Source organism: Ruegeria sp. O5, assembly GCF_056535105.1.
The window spans coordinates 1-17,079 of the sequence record NZ_JBQERN010000022.1 but is presented as its reverse complement, the minus strand read 5'-3'; the positions used below and the strand labels follow the sequence as shown (position 1 = coordinate 17,079).

15 protein-coding genes are annotated in these 17,079 nt (G+C 59.8%); 9 read left to right on the top strand and 6 right to left on the bottom strand.

Translation table 11 applies throughout. The features are described from left to right. Nucleotides 1-54 precede the first annotated feature (54 nt). Both ACR0M3_RS18210 and ACR0M3_RS18205 read right to left on the bottom strand, forming a co-directional pair. Complete coding sequence (locus tag ACR0M3_RS18210; protein ID WP_480912002.1) at nt 55-636, bottom strand: UbiX family flavin prenyltransferase; 582 nt, start codon at nt 634-636, stop codon at nt 55-57. After that, a complete protein-coding gene (locus ACR0M3_RS18205; protein WP_480912045.1) occupies nt 633-2,141 on the bottom strand; it encodes a UbiD family decarboxylase in 1,509 nt (502 codons plus the stop codon). The genes ACR0M3_RS18210 and ACR0M3_RS18205 overlap by 4 nt, the downstream gene beginning before the upstream one ends. A 136-nt stretch (nt 2,142-2,277) precedes the next feature. Between ACR0M3_RS18205 and ubiT the strand changes: the two genes are divergently transcribed. Genes ubiT through ubiV form a run of 3 tightly spaced genes read left to right on the top strand, consistent with a single transcriptional unit; the run spans nt 2,278 to nt 4,722 of the window. Then, on the top strand, nt 2,278-2,820 hold the full coding sequence (ubiT, locus tag ACR0M3_RS18200) for a ubiquinone anaerobic biosynthesis accessory factor UbiT (protein WP_480912000.1): 543 nt from the start codon (nt 2,278-2,280) through the stop codon (nt 2,818-2,820). Further along, complete coding sequence (ubiU, locus tag ACR0M3_RS18195) at nt 2,820-3,797, top strand: ubiquinone anaerobic biosynthesis protein UbiU (protein ID WP_480508729.1); 978 nt, start codon at nt 2,820-2,822, stop codon at nt 3,795-3,797. Before ubiT ends, ubiU begins: the two co-directional genes overlap by 1 nt. A gap of 4 nt (nt 3,798-3,801) precedes the next feature. Further along, nucleotides 3,802-4,722, top strand: coding sequence for a ubiquinone anaerobic biosynthesis protein UbiV (gene ubiV / locus ACR0M3_RS18190; RefSeq protein ID WP_480508713.1), 921 nt, complete (start codon nt 3,802-3,804; stop codon nt 4,720-4,722). A gap of 88 nt (nt 4,723-4,810) precedes the next feature. On the opposite strand, the gene ACR0M3_RS18185 is transcribed toward ubiV, so the two are convergent. The 4 genes from ACR0M3_RS18185 to ACR0M3_RS18170 all read right to left on the bottom strand — a co-directional run bounded on the left by ACR0M3_RS18185 (nt 4,811) and on the right by ACR0M3_RS18170 (nt 11,453). Next, the gene (locus tag ACR0M3_RS18185) at nt 4,811-5,953 is read right to left on the bottom strand and encodes an amidohydrolase (protein WP_480911996.1); all 1,143 of its coding nucleotides are present in this window, start codon (nt 5,951-5,953) and stop codon (nt 4,811-4,813) included. Between the two features lie 169 nt (nt 5,954-6,122). Beyond that, nucleotides 6,123-8,141 (bottom strand): CocE/NonD family hydrolase, encoded by a 2,019-nt coding sequence (locus ACR0M3_RS18180; RefSeq protein ID WP_480911994.1) that lies wholly within the window; start codon nt 8,139-8,141, stop codon nt 6,123-6,125. A gap of 58 nt (nt 8,142-8,199) precedes the next feature. Then, on the bottom strand, nt 8,200-10,239 hold the full coding sequence (locus ACR0M3_RS18175) for an oxidoreductase (protein WP_480911991.1): 2,040 nt from the start codon (nt 10,237-10,239) through the stop codon (nt 8,200-8,202). A gap of 287 nt (nt 10,240-10,526) precedes the next feature. Next, nucleotides 10,527-11,453 carry a LysR family transcriptional regulator gene (locus ACR0M3_RS18170; RefSeq protein WP_480508719.1) on the bottom strand — a complete coding sequence of 309 codons (927 nt, stop codon included), beginning with the start codon at nt 11,451-11,453 and terminating at the stop codon, nt 10,527-10,529. 157 nt (nt 11,454-11,610) lie between these two features. On the opposite strand from ACR0M3_RS18170, the gene ACR0M3_RS18165 reads away from it, so the two are divergent. From ACR0M3_RS18165 to ACR0M3_RS18140, 6 genes are all read left to right on the top strand, one after another. Further along, nucleotides 11,611-12,627 (top strand): TRAP transporter substrate-binding protein, encoded by a 1,017-nt coding sequence (locus tag ACR0M3_RS18165; RefSeq protein WP_267366014.1) that lies wholly within the window; start codon nt 11,611-11,613, stop codon nt 12,625-12,627. Nucleotides 12,628-12,694: 67 nt separating this feature from the next. Then, entirely contained in the window at nt 12,695-13,231 is a 537-nt protein-coding gene (locus ACR0M3_RS18160) for a TRAP transporter small permease (protein WP_480496055.1), read from the top strand. 17 nt (nt 13,232-13,248) lie between these two features. Continuing rightward, the gene (locus ACR0M3_RS18155) at nt 13,249-14,589 is read left to right on the top strand and encodes a TRAP transporter large permease (RefSeq protein ID WP_267366013.1); all 1,341 of its coding nucleotides are present in this window, start codon (nt 13,249-13,251) and stop codon (nt 14,587-14,589) included. A 17-nt stretch (nt 14,590-14,606) separates the two neighbouring features. Continuing rightward, nucleotides 14,607-15,101, top strand: a complete 495-nt coding sequence (locus tag ACR0M3_RS18150; RefSeq protein WP_209507926.1) for a universal stress protein — start codon at nt 14,607-14,609, stop codon at nt 15,099-15,101. A 26-nt stretch (nt 15,102-15,127) separates the two neighbouring features. Then, nucleotides 15,128-15,514 carry a nuclear transport factor 2 family protein gene (locus ACR0M3_RS18145; protein ID WP_209507924.1) on the top strand — a complete coding sequence of 129 codons (387 nt, stop codon included), beginning with the start codon at nt 15,128-15,130 and terminating at the stop codon, nt 15,512-15,514. Between the two features lie 37 nt (nt 15,515-15,551). Next, nucleotides 15,552-16,955, top strand: a complete 1,404-nt coding sequence (locus tag ACR0M3_RS18140) for an NAD(P)/FAD-dependent oxidoreductase (RefSeq protein ID WP_480911988.1) — start codon at nt 15,552-15,554, stop codon at nt 16,953-16,955. The last annotated feature ends 124 nt before the right edge of the window (nt 16,956-17,079 follow it).

The following is a 17,079-nucleotide window of genomic DNA, read 5'->3' as shown; positions in this document are numbered from 1 at the left end:
GCCCTTCAGGCGACTTCATCTTTTTCCAAATACTCCCGCCGGAGGCGCCCGAACTCACCCACCAGCGCATTGCGGGCGCCACTCTTGCGCCACCGGGTCACAAATGCGCAGGCAGTCCACCGCGCGTGCAGCGATCTGGGACACGATATCCATCAGGGTGTCGGGCTTCAGATAAAACGCAGGAACCGGGGGCAGGATGACGGCCCCCATTTCTGCCGCCGCCGTCATGTTGCGCAAGTGGGCCAGCGTCAACGGTGCTTCGCGTGTCAGTAAAACCAACGGCCTGCGTTCCTTGAGCTGAACACTGGCGGCGCGCGTCAGCAGGTTATCGTCCAGCCCATGCGCAATCGCGGCAAGCGTTCGCATGGAACAGGGCGCAACGATCATGCCGGATACCGGAACCGACCCGGACGCAATGCTGGCACCGATATCGGCGCTCGGGTGATGCCGCGTCACCAGTTGCCGCAGGTTTTGCAAAGAATCCGGGCCGCATTCCTGCGCAAGGGTTCGCATCCCGGCTGCGCTGACCACAAGATCGGTCTCGATATCCGATGATGCCAGACACCGGGCCACGGCAATGCCCAACGCCGCGCCCGACGCACCGGATACCCCCAAAACAACACGGGCGTTTGTCATGCTCTCAGCTCCGGCATCAATCGGTTTACAAGGTCTTCCGCAAAGGCGTGATCTCCATCCGCAGTGTGCATCACCGTCCCCCATTCCCGCTGCGTTTCACTGCCCAGTTTCGTCGTGGCGTCGATGCCGATTTTTCCGGCCAGACCGGGTTCGGGCGATGCAAAATCCAGATAATCCATAGGTGTCCTGTCCAGTACCATCACATCCCGGCCCGGGTCCATGCGTGTGGCAAGCGCCCAGGCAATATCCTCCCAGTTTCGCGGGTCGATATCGGCATCGACCGCGATGATCATTTTCGTATAGCTGAATTGCGGCAGCATTCCCCACAGAGCCATCATCACGCGCCGGGCCTGCCCCGGATATCGTTTGTCGATGGCAACGATTGCCATACGATAGGAACAGGCGGCGGGCGGCAGCCAAAGATCGTGGATTTCGGGGATCTGCGCACGGATGGTCGGCAGGGCCAGGCGGTTGAACACCTCGCCAATGATCGACGGCTCGTCCGGTGGCCGCCCGGTATAGGTCGAAAGATACAGCGGCGTGTCCCGATGGGTGACAGCGCTGACCTGCATCACCGGAAAGGGTTCAGCCGGGTTGTAATAGCCGGTATGATCCCCAAAAGGCCCCTCGGGGGCGGTTTCGCTTGGTGAAACCCAACCTTCCAGAACAATCTCGGCATCTGCAGGGACCAGCAGGGGGATGGTTCTGGCCGGGATCAGATGTGGGCGCTTCTGGTTCAGGGCACCGGCAAATGTCAGCTCGGATACCGCCTCTGGCAAGGGCAAGGCCGCCGACAACAGCGTCGCGGGGTTTGCGCCCAGCACAATGGCGACGGGCATCTTTTCGGCGCACCTCGCCCAGCTTCGGTGATGCGCCGCGCCGCCGCGATGAGGCAGCCAGCGCATGATGACACGGTTCCGGTCCAGCACCTGAATGCGGTAAACCCCCGCGTTATAGCCTTGCGCTGCGCTGGAATCGCTGCCGTAGGGCCGGGTAAGGACCACGGGCCATGTGATCAGCGGCCCGACATCACCGGGCCAGTGCGTCTGGACCGGCAGCGCTGTCAGGTCCACATCCGCCCCGCTGTGGCAGTGGCTTTGAACCGGGGCAGTTCTGACCAGTTTCGGCCGGGTCGCCAGGGCCGCCTTCAGCATCGGCCATCTGGCCAGCGCATCCCGCACCCCGTCCGGCGGCGTCGGGGCTCGCAGCGCGGCCAGAAAGGCGCCCAGATCGTCCAGCCCGTCGGGTGTGACACCCAGCCCGGCAGCAACCCGCTCTGCCGTTCCGAACAGGTTGACGACGACCGGCGTATCGAGCCGATCAGTGGACACGTCTGTCGGGTGGTCAAATTGCAGAACCGGTCCGCCCGCCTCAAGCACGGCGCGGTGAACAGCGGTCATCTGGTGGCGTACGGAAACCGGATCAGGGATGCGCCTGAACTGTCCGGTGTCCTCGCACCATTTCAGAAAATGCCGAAGGCTGGGATATTGCGGCAGGGTGCGAATGGGGTTGCTCCGACGGTGGTGTCCACCCTCTAGCAACGAAAGCGAGGGGTCGAATTGACAACCGTCAAGTCACCCCTATCGCGATCGTCCTAGGAAGGCATCCAAGGTCACAATGTTGAGACAGCAGGAGGTCTCGTTGCCCGTTCCTGAGAACACGATACCGCGCTGCCCGGCGGCTTTGGCGGCGATGCTTCGGATAGCGCCGCTTGCCCCCTTGTCGCTGTCGCTGACGGTCTTCACGCGCCGGATCGCAAAGAAAAACCCGGAAATGTTTCAACGGCTTGGCGCATACGGAAGATCAGTTTTCGTTCTTGATCCGACCGATCTGCCTGTTGTCCTGCTGCTGAATCCGAATGGCGGTGCCCCAAAGGTGACACTGACCCGGCGCGGCGGGACAGGGGTTGCGCGTATTTCCGGCCCTCTGGCGGCCCTTCTTGGGCTGGTTCACGGCGCGTTTGACGGCGATGCGCTGTTCTTCTCACGTGATCTGGTGGTCGAGGGCGATACGGCTGCGGCGCTGGCGCTACGCAATGCAATCGACGACGCGGAACTGGACCTCGCGCACGAGGCCGCAACCCTCTCCGGCCCGCTTGCGCGCCCGCTCAAGCAGCTCATCGCGTTGGTGGAACGTCGAACCGGCCTGTACCTGGCCCGACCGGAAGACGCTGTACTATGGTAATGGAAATCGTCTGCCCGGCAGGAACGCCCGCCGCCTTGCGCGCAGCCGTCAAGGCCGGGGCGCATACGGTCTATTGCGGCTTCAATGATGAAACCAATGCGCGCAACTTTCCCGGTCTGAACTTCGACCGGGCCGAAATGCGCGCGGGCGTTGCCGTTGCCCATGACCACGGGGCCAGGGTACTGGTCGCGATCAACACGTTTCCCCGCGCCGGCAGCGAAGCAATCTGGCACCGCGCGGTGGCCGATGCGGAAACCTGCGGCGCGGATGCCGTGATCCTCGCCGATATAGGGTTGCTGGATTATGCTGCGCGCAACCATCCGGGGCTGCGCAGGCACCTGTCCGTGCAGGCCGCAGCCGCCAATGCCGATGTGATCAACTTCTATGCCGAAACCTTCGGCGTCAAACGCGTGGTCCTGCCGCGCGTGCTGTCGGTTCCCGAAATCGCCGCCATCAACGCCGAAACAGAAGTCGAGACCGAGGTTTTTGTGTTCGGCGGGCTTTGTGTGATGGCCGAAGGTCGCTGTTCGCTGTCCTCTTATGCCACCGGGCTGTCTCCGAACATGAATGGCGTCTGTTCGCCCGCCAGCCATGTCGAATACCAGAACGACAAGGGCGCGTTGAACACCCGTCTGGGTGGCTACCTGATCCACCGGGTCGAACGAAACCAGCCTGCACCCTATCCGACATTGTGCAAAGGGTGCTTTTCCGCAGGTGAAAAGACGGGCCACCTGTTCGAAGACCCGGTCAGCCTGAACGCGGAACGACTGATCCCGCAATTGCAGAAGGCCGGTGTCACTGCGCTGAAGATCGAAGGGCGCCAGCGCTCGAAATCCTACGTTGCGCAGGTGGTTCGGAACTTCCGTGCCGCTGTCGACGCGCTTGAGGCCGGGCGCCCTCTGCCCGAGGGGATGTTGGCCCGTTTGTCCGAAGGGCAGGCCATGACAACCGGCGCATACAAAAAGACCTGGAGATAGCGTGATGGAACTGACCGTTGGCCCCAACCAGTTTTTCTGGCCCGCCGAGAACTGGATGTCTTTTTATGGGGATCTGGCCCATGCCTCCGTCGATCGCATCGTGCTGGGCGAGCTGGTTTGTTCCAAGCGCCTGCCGTTTTATCAGGACCGGATCCCCGACGCGATTACCCGACTGGTTGAGGCTGGCAAACAGGTTGCGCTGACCAGTCTTGCTCTGGTGACGCTCAAGCGTGAACGCAAGCTGACCGCCGATCTGGCGGATCTGGGGGTCACGGTCGAGATCAACGACCTGACCGCGCTGGCGCATCTGCCCCAGAACACGGCTTTCGATGTCGGACCCCTGATCAATGTCTATAACGAAGGCACATTGGTATGGCTGGCGTCACGTGGCGCGCGCCGCATTTGCCTGCCACCGGAACTGCCAATCGCCTCGGTCAGGGTTCTGGCACAAGCCGCCGCCAGTCTGGGTGTCGCGGTCGAGGTTTGGGGCCACGGTCGCCTGCCATTGGCCATCTCCGGCCGGTGTTACCACGCGCGCCTGCATGGGCGCAGCAAAGACAACTGCCAGTTTGCCTGCGAAAACGACCCCGACGGGCTGGATGTGCTGACCGGCGATGGACAACCATTCATGGCCATGAACGGCGTGCAGACCTTGTCAGACAGCTATGCCTGCACGGACCATCAGGTCGAGTTGCTGCAAAGCGCGGGCGTCTCGGCCCTGCGACTGTCGCCGCAATCTCAGGGGTTCCCAAGGCTCTGCGCCCTCTACCGACAGCGGCTGGATGGTCAGCTTGGCAGGGGCGATCTGGAACATGCGCTGCGCGCCGCCGATCCCGGTATAAGGCTAAGCGATGGGTTCCTGACCGGCGCATCCGGTGCTGAATGGTCGGGTTCGGCACGCGTGTCCACCGAAGCTGCACGCTGATCATTCTGGAAAAGTCCGGCATCCGTGGGCGAATGTTTGAGGCGACCTGAGCGGGCGACCCGGAAAATCCAAGGATCGACCCGCGCATTCAGGTGGGAACTGGCAGACGTTGCCGCACCAGTTCGGCCCACAGATTTGCCCCCAATGGCAGCAGCGCGTCGTTGAAATCATAATCGTCCGCGTGCAGGGGGCGGCCATTCGACCCCTCGGTTCCATTGCCGATCAGCAGAAAACACCCCGGAACCGCAGCCGCAATTTCCGCGAAATCCTCGGAAAACGACATGGCGGTCCGGTCGCCGTCAACCTCAAAGCCCAGCGTTTTTGCTGCTGAAACCACATGGGTTGCGGCGTCGGCATCGTTGATTGCCTCGATGAATTCGGCCCGGAAATCCACCGTCACCGCGACACCGTGGCTTTCCGCCACGCCCGCCGCGATCTGCCGCATGTGGTGTTCAATCCGCGCGCGGTCATCGGGGGACATCGCCCGTGCGTCCCCTTTCAACACTGTTCGACCCGGCAGGACGTTGCGCTGCCCATCGGTGATGAACTCGGTCACGGAAACGACCGCGCCAGACAATGGGGCAAGCTTTCGCGAAACGATGGTTTGCAAGGCCAGAACAAGCTCTGCTGCGGGCGTGATTGTCTCGCGCCCGACATGGGGCATCGAGGCATGGCCGCCCTGACCGGTGATGGTGATCTCGAATAGGCTTTCGCTGCAACAAATGACACCGGCGCGGGTTGAAACCCGTCCAACGGGTTCGCCCGGCAGATTGTGCGCGCCATAGACTTCGTCAATCGGAAAATCCCGCAGGACGCCTTCCTCAATCATCGCTCGTGCGCCCAGCCCGTGCTCCTCATTGGGCTGGAACAGGAAGACAACGGTGCCGTCAAAATCCTGATCCCTGGCCAAAAGCTCGGCTGCGCCCAGCAGCATCGTCGTATGGCCGTCATGGCCGCAGGCATGCATCACGCCCGGGTTCTGAGATTTGTAGGCAAAGCTGTTGGCCTCGGTAATGGGCAGCGCGTCGAAATCCGCGCGCAAACCGATGGACCGGTTGCCATGACCCGCTCGCAGAACACCAACAACGCCGACACCCTCATGCACCTCGATGCCAAGGTTTCTCAGGTGATCGGCGATCCGGGCCTTGGTCCAGTCCTCCTGAAAGCCAAGCTCGGGGTTGCGGTGAAACTCATGCCGCAGGGCGCGCAGGTTTTCGGAAAAACTCGTCATGGCTACACTCCTTCGTCCTTCTTCCTTGTGCCATTGCTACAGGGTTTTGCAATCCCGCTCAAAGATCGGTCCCGATTGATGCACGTTGTCCCTGGATAAGCGCCCTGAACAGTTTCGATCCGGTGAACCCACACACCTCAAGACGGCAGGTCTGTAAACCATTCTGCGCCTACATCCCGTTGCGGGGGATGACATAAGACTGTTCGTCCTCAAAGATCAGATCGGCACCCGACCACGCCTTTAGGCGAGCGGTCAGGTGAAATTCGGTCGCTGTCGCCCTTTGTTCGGAACAGGTCCAGATCTTGGCTGACCACCCTTCGCGGTCGAAACCGGCGGTTTGCTCCATTGTGGCCACTGCCGACAATGGATCACCCGGCTGGATGGTATAGCGTCGATCCGACATATCGCTCAGCACCGTGCCGATATCGTCAAGGCGAATATCGCCCACCGGCCCAAAGACACCCCCGTCAAGGAAATACCTGTGTGTCACCTCACCATTGGTCAGATCGGTGTGGACCGAACGCTCCATCGACCCGGAGCGGACGTTTGTCTTCCGCGGGGCGACGTCAGGACGCTGAGGTTCGGGCAGAGGGCGTGGGGCTGGCGCGTCATCTCGCAGGCTGCGCACGGGCAGGATCAGCCGCGATGTGCCGGGTCGGATCGTCAGTGTAACCGGCTCGGGCGCTGGCCACAGAACCGGCCAATAGGCAGACGCGATTTGCAGAACGATGCGATGACCCGCCAACACCCGATAACCGGTTCCATAAAGCGGGACAGTCACGCGCATGTCTTCGCCGGGTATAATCGGCACCGGTTCAGTGTCGCTGATCCGGTGCGTCAGGTTGCAGAACCCGCGAGCAATCAATGTCTGCGCGCCATCCGGGGCCTCATCCACCAGCAGGGCCGCAACGAAACCCTGCGTCCGATCGGCAGAAACAGTCAGGTCAACCGAGGGCTGGCCCAGAATATCTATGGGCTTTTCCAAGGGCTCTGCTTTGAATTGCAGCGCCCCTGCGGCCTCGATCCGGCAATCCGCTGCCATATCTCCGGGTATTGCAAAGGAACACATGTCGCCCGCTGCGGCCCCGAAATTCTGTGGCGAACAAACCGCCATCACCCCGCCCGACCCGGCGGAGGCGTCCAGCGTTCCGTCATTCAGCCACAAGGGCTGGTCTTGGACATTTGGCGATGGCCAGCTCGGCTCCTCGATCCACCGCCCCTCGCGGTGTACATGAGTTCCGGACGGGGCGGCACTGTCTTGCAGGAAAAACCGCAGCGGCGGCTCGTCCATCAGGCCGGTGTCGATCCCCTTCAGCCAATGGTCCCAGAACCGGATCACCTCGCCGACGAAATCGACCCGGGGCCCCGGCACCCCTTCTTGCGGATACAGATGCGCCCAGGGGCCCATCAGGATCTTGACCGGCCCGCTCAGGTGTTCCGCGATGCGGAACGGCGTGTCGCGATACAGGTCCATCCATCCGCCAAAGAAATACACCGGCACATCGACATCCGCATAGTTTTCGCAGATCGAGCCGCGCCGCCACATGTCATCATGGGTCTGATGTTCCAGCCACATGGCGGGCCAGAATTCGACCCCCTCCAACCGTGCGCGCCACATGTCGATCCAGCGATCCGCGCCCACAATCTCGGGGTCGGGCGGCATGGCATTGTACAGCTGCATGATCGAGCCCCACCAGAAATTGTCATTGGCCAGACAGCCGCCGTAAAAGTGAATATCCTCGCGCCAGCGGTCATCCGTTCCCATCACCGGCGCAATCGCCTTCAGCGCAGGCGGGCGGGTCGCGGCCACCTGAAAGGCGTTATACGCCCCCCAGCTTTTGCCGAACATTCCGACATTTCCGTCGCACCAGTCCTGATCGGCAATCCACTGGATGATGTCGTGCCCATCCTGAATCTCCTGATGCGAATACTCGTCTTCGGGAATCCCGTCGCTGTCGCCATAACCGCGGATATCTACCCGGATCGACGCATAGCCCGCCGCGGCGAAATGCGGATGCATGCTTTCATCTCGCATCCGGGTGCGATCCCGGCGGCGATAGGGGATGTATTCCATAACACAGGGAACAGGCGTTGTTCGCGCCGATCCGGGCAGCCAAAGCCGGGCCGCAAGTTTTGCGCCGTCCGGCATGGGAATCCAAACGGTTTCGATGACCTCTGTGTTGCTCATGTCCGTTCCTTTGACTGACTGTCAGGTGAAAGGCTGCTTGTGGTGTGCTTCATTGATCTCACCACCGAAGCCCCAAGCGCAGCGCATCATAAATGGCGGCATGCGTGTTGCGCGATGAAACGGCATCGCCGATCCGGTACAGATCAAACCCCGCCTCTGGGACAGATTGCGGAAACACGGGGCCGGACCCGCCAACCAGCGCTTCATAATCCACGGCGCCCAGGTTGCGCGACAGCGGTTTCAGGTCGAAGTACAGATCATCCAGCGGCAATACACCCTGATTGACAACCACCTGATCATACAGGCGCTTTTCTGTCAGGTCCGAGTAATCCGTTCCAATAGCTGCCTCCAGCTGATTGCCTGATCGCACCAATGATTTCAGCGTCCGGGCGACTGTAAACACAGCCCCAGTCTTTTGCAGGGCGCGCATGTAGGGCACCAGGTTCATCCCCATGATTTCGGGGGCAAAACTGCGGTCGCGGGTCATGATTTCTACCCGCCCCCCTGCTTGCGCGATAGCCTCAGCCGCCATCAGGGCCGGGTGATCCCCCGCATCGTCATAGATAAGGACATTGTCGCCGGGGCGCACATCACCGGTCAGGATATCCCAGGCAGTAACCGCCAGATCGTTGCCCGCCTCCAGAACCGTCACCTCGGGCAACCCGCCGGTTGCGATCACCACCATGTCCGGCGCAAGCGCGGTTACAGCATCGGCGTCCGCAAAGGTGTTGAACCGAAATGTCACGTCGCGCGCCGCGCATTGGGCCATGCGCCAGTCGATGATTCCGATCATCTCGGACCGGCGTCGGGATTGCGCGGTCAGCCGCACCTGACCGCCGGGTTCGGGCGCGGCCTCAAGAACGGTGACGTCATGCCCGCGCTCGGCCGCGACCCGCGCGGCCTCAAGCCCGCCGGGGCCTGCGCCCACAATCACCGCGCGGCGGCGCGTTTCAGCAGCAGGGATCACATGCGGCATCGACAATTCGCGCCCGGTGGCCGGGTTGTGGATGCACAGCGCCTCACCCGCCTGATAAATGCGGTCAAGACAATAGGTGGCGCCAACGCAAGGCCGGATGTCCTCTTCCCGTCCGGCCCGGATTTTGGCAACGATCATCGGATCGGCCATATGTGCGCGGGTCATGCCGACCATGTCCAGCAGGCCCGAGGCCACCGCATGCCGTGCCGTTGCCACATCGGGAATGCGCGCGGCGTGAAAGGTCGGCATCCCAACCTCGGCCCTCACGCGCCCGGCGAAATCCAGATGGGGTGCGCTTTTCATGCCCTGAACCGGGATCACGTCCGTCATGGCCGGGTCGGTATGAATACGCCCGCGAATAATGTTCAGGAAATCGACCTGACCACTGTCACGCAGCCTTCGGGCAATCTCCAGCCCTTCCGCTTCGGTGATGCCGCCCTTTTCCACCTCGTCGGCGGTGTAACGGACCCCTATGATGAAATCGCGCCCGACGCGGTCGCGGATTGCATCCAGAACCATGAAGCCAAAGCGCAACCGGTTGTCCAGATTGCCCCCAAAAGGCGCGTCCATCCGATTGGTCATCGGCGACCAGAACTGATCGATAAGATGGCCATAGGCCTGCAATTCAATTCCATCCAGCCCGGCGGCCTGCATCCGTTCGGCAGCATCGGCGTAATCGGTCACAATCCGCGCGATGTCGAAATCTTCCATCTTCTTGGCAAAGGCCCGGTGCGCCGGTTCCCGGTCGTGCGACGGCGACAGGGATGGCAGCCAGTCACCCTTGTTCCAGCCCGTGCGCCGCCCCAGATGGGTCAGCTGGATCATCACCGCACAGCCATGGGCATGGCAGGCATCCGTCAGCTCCGCCATCCAGCGGACTACCTCGTCCTTGTAAGCTAGGATATTGTTGAACGCAGGCGGGCTGTCGCGGCTGACAACGGCCGACCCCGCCGTCATGGTCATCGCAACCCCCGCTTTGGCCCGCACCTCGTGATAGGCACGATAACGTTCCGTCGGCATCCCATCTTCGGGATAGGCGGGTTCGTGACTGGTCGTCATGATCCGGTTCTTCAGCGTCAGGTGCTTTAGCTGATAAGGTTGCAGCAAGGCATCGCGGCTCATGATAGCGCCTCGTGATCGGTTTGAGTGCGCAAGGCGGCAACAGGGTCGGATGACATGCGGCTCTCCGGTTGTCTGGGGGCAAAAGGTGAGGGTCTTTGCTGATTGAAATCAAACTGGAATTGCCAAGTCAAACTTGTTTTCAATCAGACGTTTTGGACCCATTTTCCTCATGCCTTACGCCCGAGTGGACAAGACAAGCGCGGCCGCGCACACCCGGTTGGCGTATGCCTTCAGTGAACAAATCCTCTTGCGGAGTGCCCACGCGCAAACAGGCGGCGAGGCCGGGCTCAGGGCACGTCGGAATGGACGCTCAGCAGGGTTTCCAGAAACAGCTTGGCCGCACGTGTCGGATCCGGATGTTTCCGTGTCACCGCCGCAAAGCGCGTTCTGTATTTGATTTCCTGCGGCATCACCTGCCTCATAAGCCCCTGTTCGACAAATTCCTGCGCCAGATGGTCCGGAAGAAAGCCCAGATAGCTGCCTGACAGAATAAGAATTGCAAGAGCCTGCTCGTTTTGCACTTTGGCAGCGCGCCGAAACCCCAGTTGCTGGCCATAGATCAGGTTGGGCGAATTCACGTTCAGACCCGCATAGTTGTACGCCTGAATGTCCCGCAAACTCAGCGTGTCAGCGGACTGGCTGAACAACGGATTGTCCTGCCCGCAATACAGAAACATGTTTTCCCCATAAAGTGGCGCATAATGCAGGCTTGCCGAGGGGCGGTGCAGGGCGATGATCCCGACATCCAGCTGCCCGCTGATAACCATGGTCTCAATGACGTTGGGCGGTTCGATCGACAACTCGATCTGGATGGCAGGGGCGGCTTCGTTGAACCTGTGAATGGCGCGGGCAAGGCGCGCTTCTGGGTTCGTGGTACACTGATCGAACAACGCCACGCGGATACTTCCTGCCAGTTGCTGCTTGATCTCGTTGACTTCGGTTCTGAACTGAGAAACCGAAATCAGCAGGTCTTCAGTCGCGGCCAGCACTTTCTCGCCGTCTTCAGTCAGGGAAAAACCCGCCGGGCCACGGTTGCACAGCTTCAGATCCAGCCGAAGCTCCAGATCCGATATGTGTTTCGAGATTGTTGATTTCCCGATGTTGAGCTCATTTTCCGCCGCTGAAAACCCTCCGCTTTCCGCAACGGTTTTGAAAACCCGAAGAAGGCGGATGTCCGTGTCCCCGATGCGGGTGGCCAGTGGGTTTTGTCTCATATTAAAAGTTCGACATTTGTGAAACCTTTCACGCAAATATTAACAACGACGAAACCATGTTGGCAAGATAGCCTCTTGTGGCCGAGGCAGAATCGGACTGGCCACCTTCTCCCCAGGCCATCGCGCACCTCGAAACACGACAAATGGGAGGACATCCATGTCATTTATCAAAAAGCTTGGCACCATCAGCGCCGCCGTTTCCGTTGCTGCACTGATGGTTGCAGGCACGGCTGATGCGAAGAACTTCAAGATCGCGGTGGGCGATAGCGCAGGAAGCGCACAGGAAGCTCTGGGCATCGCCTTCGTCAAGGCGCTGGAAGAGAAATCGGGCGGTGCACATACCGCAACGCTGTTCCTGAACGGTCAGCTGGGGTCCGAACAGGACACCGTGAACGAGGCGGCGATCGGCACGCTGGATATGTCTCTGCTGGCGATCAACAACATCACGCCGTTCTCGCCTTCGGTCGGTGTTTTCACGCTGCCTTACGTGATCCTCAGCCTGGAAGATGCCGAAAAGCTGACCCAGGGCCCAATCGGTCAGGAACTGGTCGAAAACACCATCCGTGATGCCGGAGTACGCATCATCGGCTGGACCTATACCGGTTTCCGCCGCCTGACCAACTCGAAAAAACCGGTCAAATCGGTTGCTGACCTTCAGGATCTGGTCATCCGCGTTCCCAAGAACGAGATCATGATCGAAACCTACAAGGCATGGGGTATCAACCCGACGCCGATGGCATGGTCGGAAACCTTCACCGGTCTGCAAACCAAGGTGGTCGACGGGCAGGACAACCCTTACCTGACCATCAACGCGATGAAGTTCTACGAGGTTCAGGACCACGTCACCAACCTGCGCTACATCTTCTCGATTGAACCGCTGATCGTTTCAGAAGCGGTCTTCCAGGACCTGTCCGCAGAAGATCAGGCAATCCTCCTTGAAGCAGGACAAGAAGCCACCCTGGCATCCGCACAATTCCTGCGGGATTCCGAGGCCGCCATCAAGGAAGAGCTGACCGCCAAAGGCATGGAGATCATCGATCCCGAAAACGACGAAGCCGAGTTCATCGAACTGGCAACAGGTGCCGTTTGGCCCCAGTTCTACGACTCCATCGGTGGCGTCGAAAAACTGAACACCGTTCTGGAAGCCATCGGCCGCGAGCCGGTGCAGCAATAATCGCCGCAGAGCGATACCGGGAAGAGCGCCACGGCGCTCTTCTCATCTCAGGGAGGAGTGAAACCACATGTTCTGGAAATTTCTGGACAACATAGAAAGTGTCATCTGCCGGATACTCTTATCCGGCTTTGTCTGCCTTTTATTCGTGCAGATCATCGCGCGCGAAGTCTTCGGCTTTTCGGTCAGCTGGATCGAAGAACTCTCGGTCTACATGTTCGTATGGTTCGTCTATTTCGGCGCAAGTTACGCCGCCTTGAAAGGGGCGCATAACCGCGTGACATTCCAGTTCAAGTTCCTGCCTGAGGGGGCGATCAAGTACATCGAAGCCTTCGCCGATCTCTTCTGGCTCTTCTTCAATGTCTACTTCCTCTATCTGGCGACAGATTTTGTCTTCAACAAGATGAACAAGTTCTGGAAATCCCAGACCCTGGGTGTCGAGATGAAGTATATCTACATGGTGCTGCCCATCGCGTTTGCGCTGATGACCGTCCGCATCATTCAGGTGAATTACCTCCGCCTTGTCAAAGGCGAGGACATTCACGATCCCGATCAGATCGACCTCGACGAAATCAAAGCTGCGACCGAAGCAGCAAAGAAATCCTAAGGGCAGGGGGTTAAATCATGGAATCCGAAATCGTCACGGTCCTGTTTGGATCATTTCTGTTCTTGCTGCTCATTGGCGCGCCGATCACGGTGGCGCTGGGTGTCGCGTCGCTGATCTCGTTTCTCTATCTGGGCGATAACCCGATCAAATTCGTGCAGATCGCCTTTACATCCGTGGGCTCGTTCCCGCTGATGGCGCTGCCAGCCTTTATCCTCGCCGGGGCCTTGATGGAGGCTGCCGGTATCTCAAAACGCCTGATCAACGTTGCCGAAAGTCTGGCCGGTCCTTTCACCGGTGGTATTTCGGCCGCAACGGTCATGGCCTGTCTGTTCTTTGGTGCAATTTCGGGCTCGGGCCCGGCAACAACCGCGGCTGTTGGGATGCTGATGATCCCGGCAATGATCGACCGCGGCTATGAGCGCGGCTATGCCTCGGCGATCACTGCGTCCTCTGGCGGCCTCGGGATTATCATTCCTCCCTCCATCCCGATGGTGATCTTCGGCATTGCCGCGCTCGGTATGGCCCCGCCACCCGAAGCGGTCGAGAAATTCGGCACCTTCCAGTCGGTTTCGATTTCGAAACTGTTCATTGCCGGGTTTGTACCCGCCTTCCTGATCGCCACCAGCCTGCTGATCCTGAACTATTTCATGTCGAAAAAGCGCGGCTACAAAGGCGTCGCCGAGGGCTGGTCGATCCGCAATGTCGGGTGCGAGATGTATCGCGGGTTCTGGTCGTTGATGGCTCCGCTGGTGATCCTGGGCGGTATCTATACCGGCTTTTTCACCCCGACCGAGGCTGCAATCGTCGCGATCTTCTATACCCTGTTCGTGGGTGTCGTCATCTATCGCGAACTGACCTGGCAGTCGCTGTTCCAGTCGCTTGAAGCCACCACATGGCTGACCGGCCGCGTTCTGCTGATCCTGTTCACAGCAACGGTGTTTGGTCGTCTGCTGGTGGAAAACCAGATCCCGGCAATCATCGCAGAAGGGATGCTCAGCTTTACCGACAACCTCTATGTGATCTGGGCGCTGATCATCTTCTTCCTGCTGTTCGTCGGCATGTTCATGGAAACACTGGCCACCATCCTGATCCTTGTTCCGGTGATGCTGCCGGTGGCCTATTCGGTGGGTATTGACCCGATCCATTTTGGCGTGGTGATGGTCTGTACGCTGGGCATCGGGTTCCAGACCCCGCCGCTGGGCGAGAACCTGTTCATCGCATCCGGTATCTCGAACATCTCGATCGAACAGATCTCGCTGCGCGCGCTGCCTTTTGCGGCTGCAAACACGGTGGCGATCTTCGTTATCGCCTTCTTCCCTGAACTGTCGCTGTGGCTCCCACGGCTGTTTGGCTACTGATCTGAAAGGATGACGACATGAAACAGATGGTCACCAACATCCTGTTTGCCACCGACCTGTCCGAAAACTCGGGTCACGCCATGCGCCATGCCGCCAGCATCGCGCAGGCCACCGGGGCGGAGATTCACGTGCTGCATGTGAATGAACCCCTGTCGGAGGATGCCAAGATCACGATGGAAATATTCATCATGAACGAAGAGACCCGCAAGACCGCGATTGAGCGTCGTCACGAGATGGTGCGCAAGGTTCTGGCCGAACGGCAAGCCAAGTTCTGGGCGCAGTTCGACGGCGACGACGGGAAAATTCGCGATCAGGTTACCTCGGTCGAGGTGACAGATGGCCATCCGGCCGAAGTGATCCTGCGCCGCTCGGTCGAACTGGGCTGTGATCTGATCGTGCTGGGCGCGCATGATCACGGCTTTTCGCACACCTTTCTGGGCACGGTCGCAAAACGCGTTTTGCGGCGCTCGAGGATCCCGACACTGATCGTTCCGAACCCGGACGAAATGTAACAACACCACTGACAAGGAAGTACAAAATGAACAAAACCCTGACCGCGCAGGACCTGGCGGATACGTTTGACGCGTTTAACCGCCACGACATCGACGGGGTGATGACCCACTTCGCCGACGACTGCGTGTTCTACACCGTGGCCGGTGACGAAAAATACGGCAACAAGGTTGAAGGTGCCGAAGCCATCGCCGCTGCGTTTTCGGGCGTCTGGGCAGGCATGAAAGACGCCCATTGGGATCATCACAGCCATTTTGTCCACGGTGATCGTGCGGTGTCCGAGTGGACCTTCTCGGGAACCGATGCAAACGGTATGCGGATCGAAGCTGAAGGTGCGGATCTGTTCACGGTTCGTGACGGTAAAATCGTTGTAAAACAGGCGCTTCGCAAAACGCGCCCAATGTTCAAAGCCTGATCCGCCGCCCTGCGCGCAGCCTCGGAGAAAAACAAGAATGGTGGATAACAGCATCCCGCGTCACTGGCCCAAGGCCAGCTATGACCCCAAATATGACCCGATCATTGATGCGGGTCCGGGTCACAATCGCGACCACGCGCCCACATATTGGATTGGAACGGCCGGAACACCTCCGGCCGATGATGGACCTGTGTCCAGCGATATGGATGCAGATGTGGTGGTGATCGGATCGGGGTATACCGGCCTGTCCACCGCCATCCATCTTGCCAAGGAACACGGCATTCAAGCCGTTGTTTTAGAAGCAAATACCGTCTCCTGGGGCTGCTCCACCCGCAACGGCGGGCAGGCCCAGATTTCATCCGGGCGGCTCAAGCGGTCGCAATGGATCGAACGGTGGGGAACGGACGTGGCCAAGCGCATGCATGCCGAGGTCACAGAAGCGTTTCAGCTGTTCAACGATCTGATTGCGTCCGACGATATCGAATGCGATCCCCAGCCGGGTGGCCACTACTACATCGCGCATCGCGACAAGGTCATGCCGTCCCTCAAGAAAGAGAGCAAGCTGCTCAACGACGTGTTCGGCTATGGTTCGCGCATCCTCTCCCGGGAAGAACTTCACGAAAAGCACGTGCGCGATATGGAGGCCGCAGGTGCCATGTGGGAACCCGACGGGACCTGCATCCATGCGGGTAAACTGGCGTTCGGCTACGTCAACATGGCGCGCCGTCTGGGGGTGAAAATTCACACTGGCAGCCCGGTCATGGGATGGCAGACGAAGAGCGGCGTGCATCACCTGCGCACACCGGGCGGCATCGTCCGCGCCAAAACGGTGGCCTTGGCAACCGCGGGCTATACCCCACCGGGCCTGAACACGCGCACAAAGCACCGCCTGATGCCCATCCTGTCAAACTCGATGGTGACACGGCCGCTGACCCAGGCCGAACTGGATGAGTGTGGCATTCAGACCAAATCACCCCTGACGGACACCCGCACCTTGCGCCACTACTATCGTTTATTGCCCGACAACCGGATGCAGATCGGTAGCCGCAGCGCGGTAACGGGGCGGGATGCCGAGAACGAAAAACATCTGGAGCTTCTGAAGAAGGGCCTCGCCCGAAAGTTCCCGGCGTTGACGGATATTAACCTCGATTACTCGTGGTGGGGCTGGGTCGATGTCAGCCACGATATGATGCCGCGTATCTTTCAACCAGATCCGCAACAGCGCGTGTTCTACGCGATGGGATATGGTGGCAACGGCGTGATGTACTCGGCTCAGGCCGGGCGTCGTATGGCACAGCTGATTGCGGGCAAGAAAGACAAGGCCTTTGCCCTGCCGATCTTCACGTCCCCGCTGCCCAGCCATGGCATCCTGACACCCTTCCGCCGCCTGGGTCAGCGTATAGCCTATGTCGGCTATTACCTCCGAGACGAAATACTGTAATTTACCAACGCTTTGGCGTTCCGAAGATAAGGAAACACCCCTATGAAGATGACGACGGAAGAGGCCTTTGTTAAGGTTTTGCAGATGCATGGTATTGAACATGCGTTTGGGATCATTGGCTCTG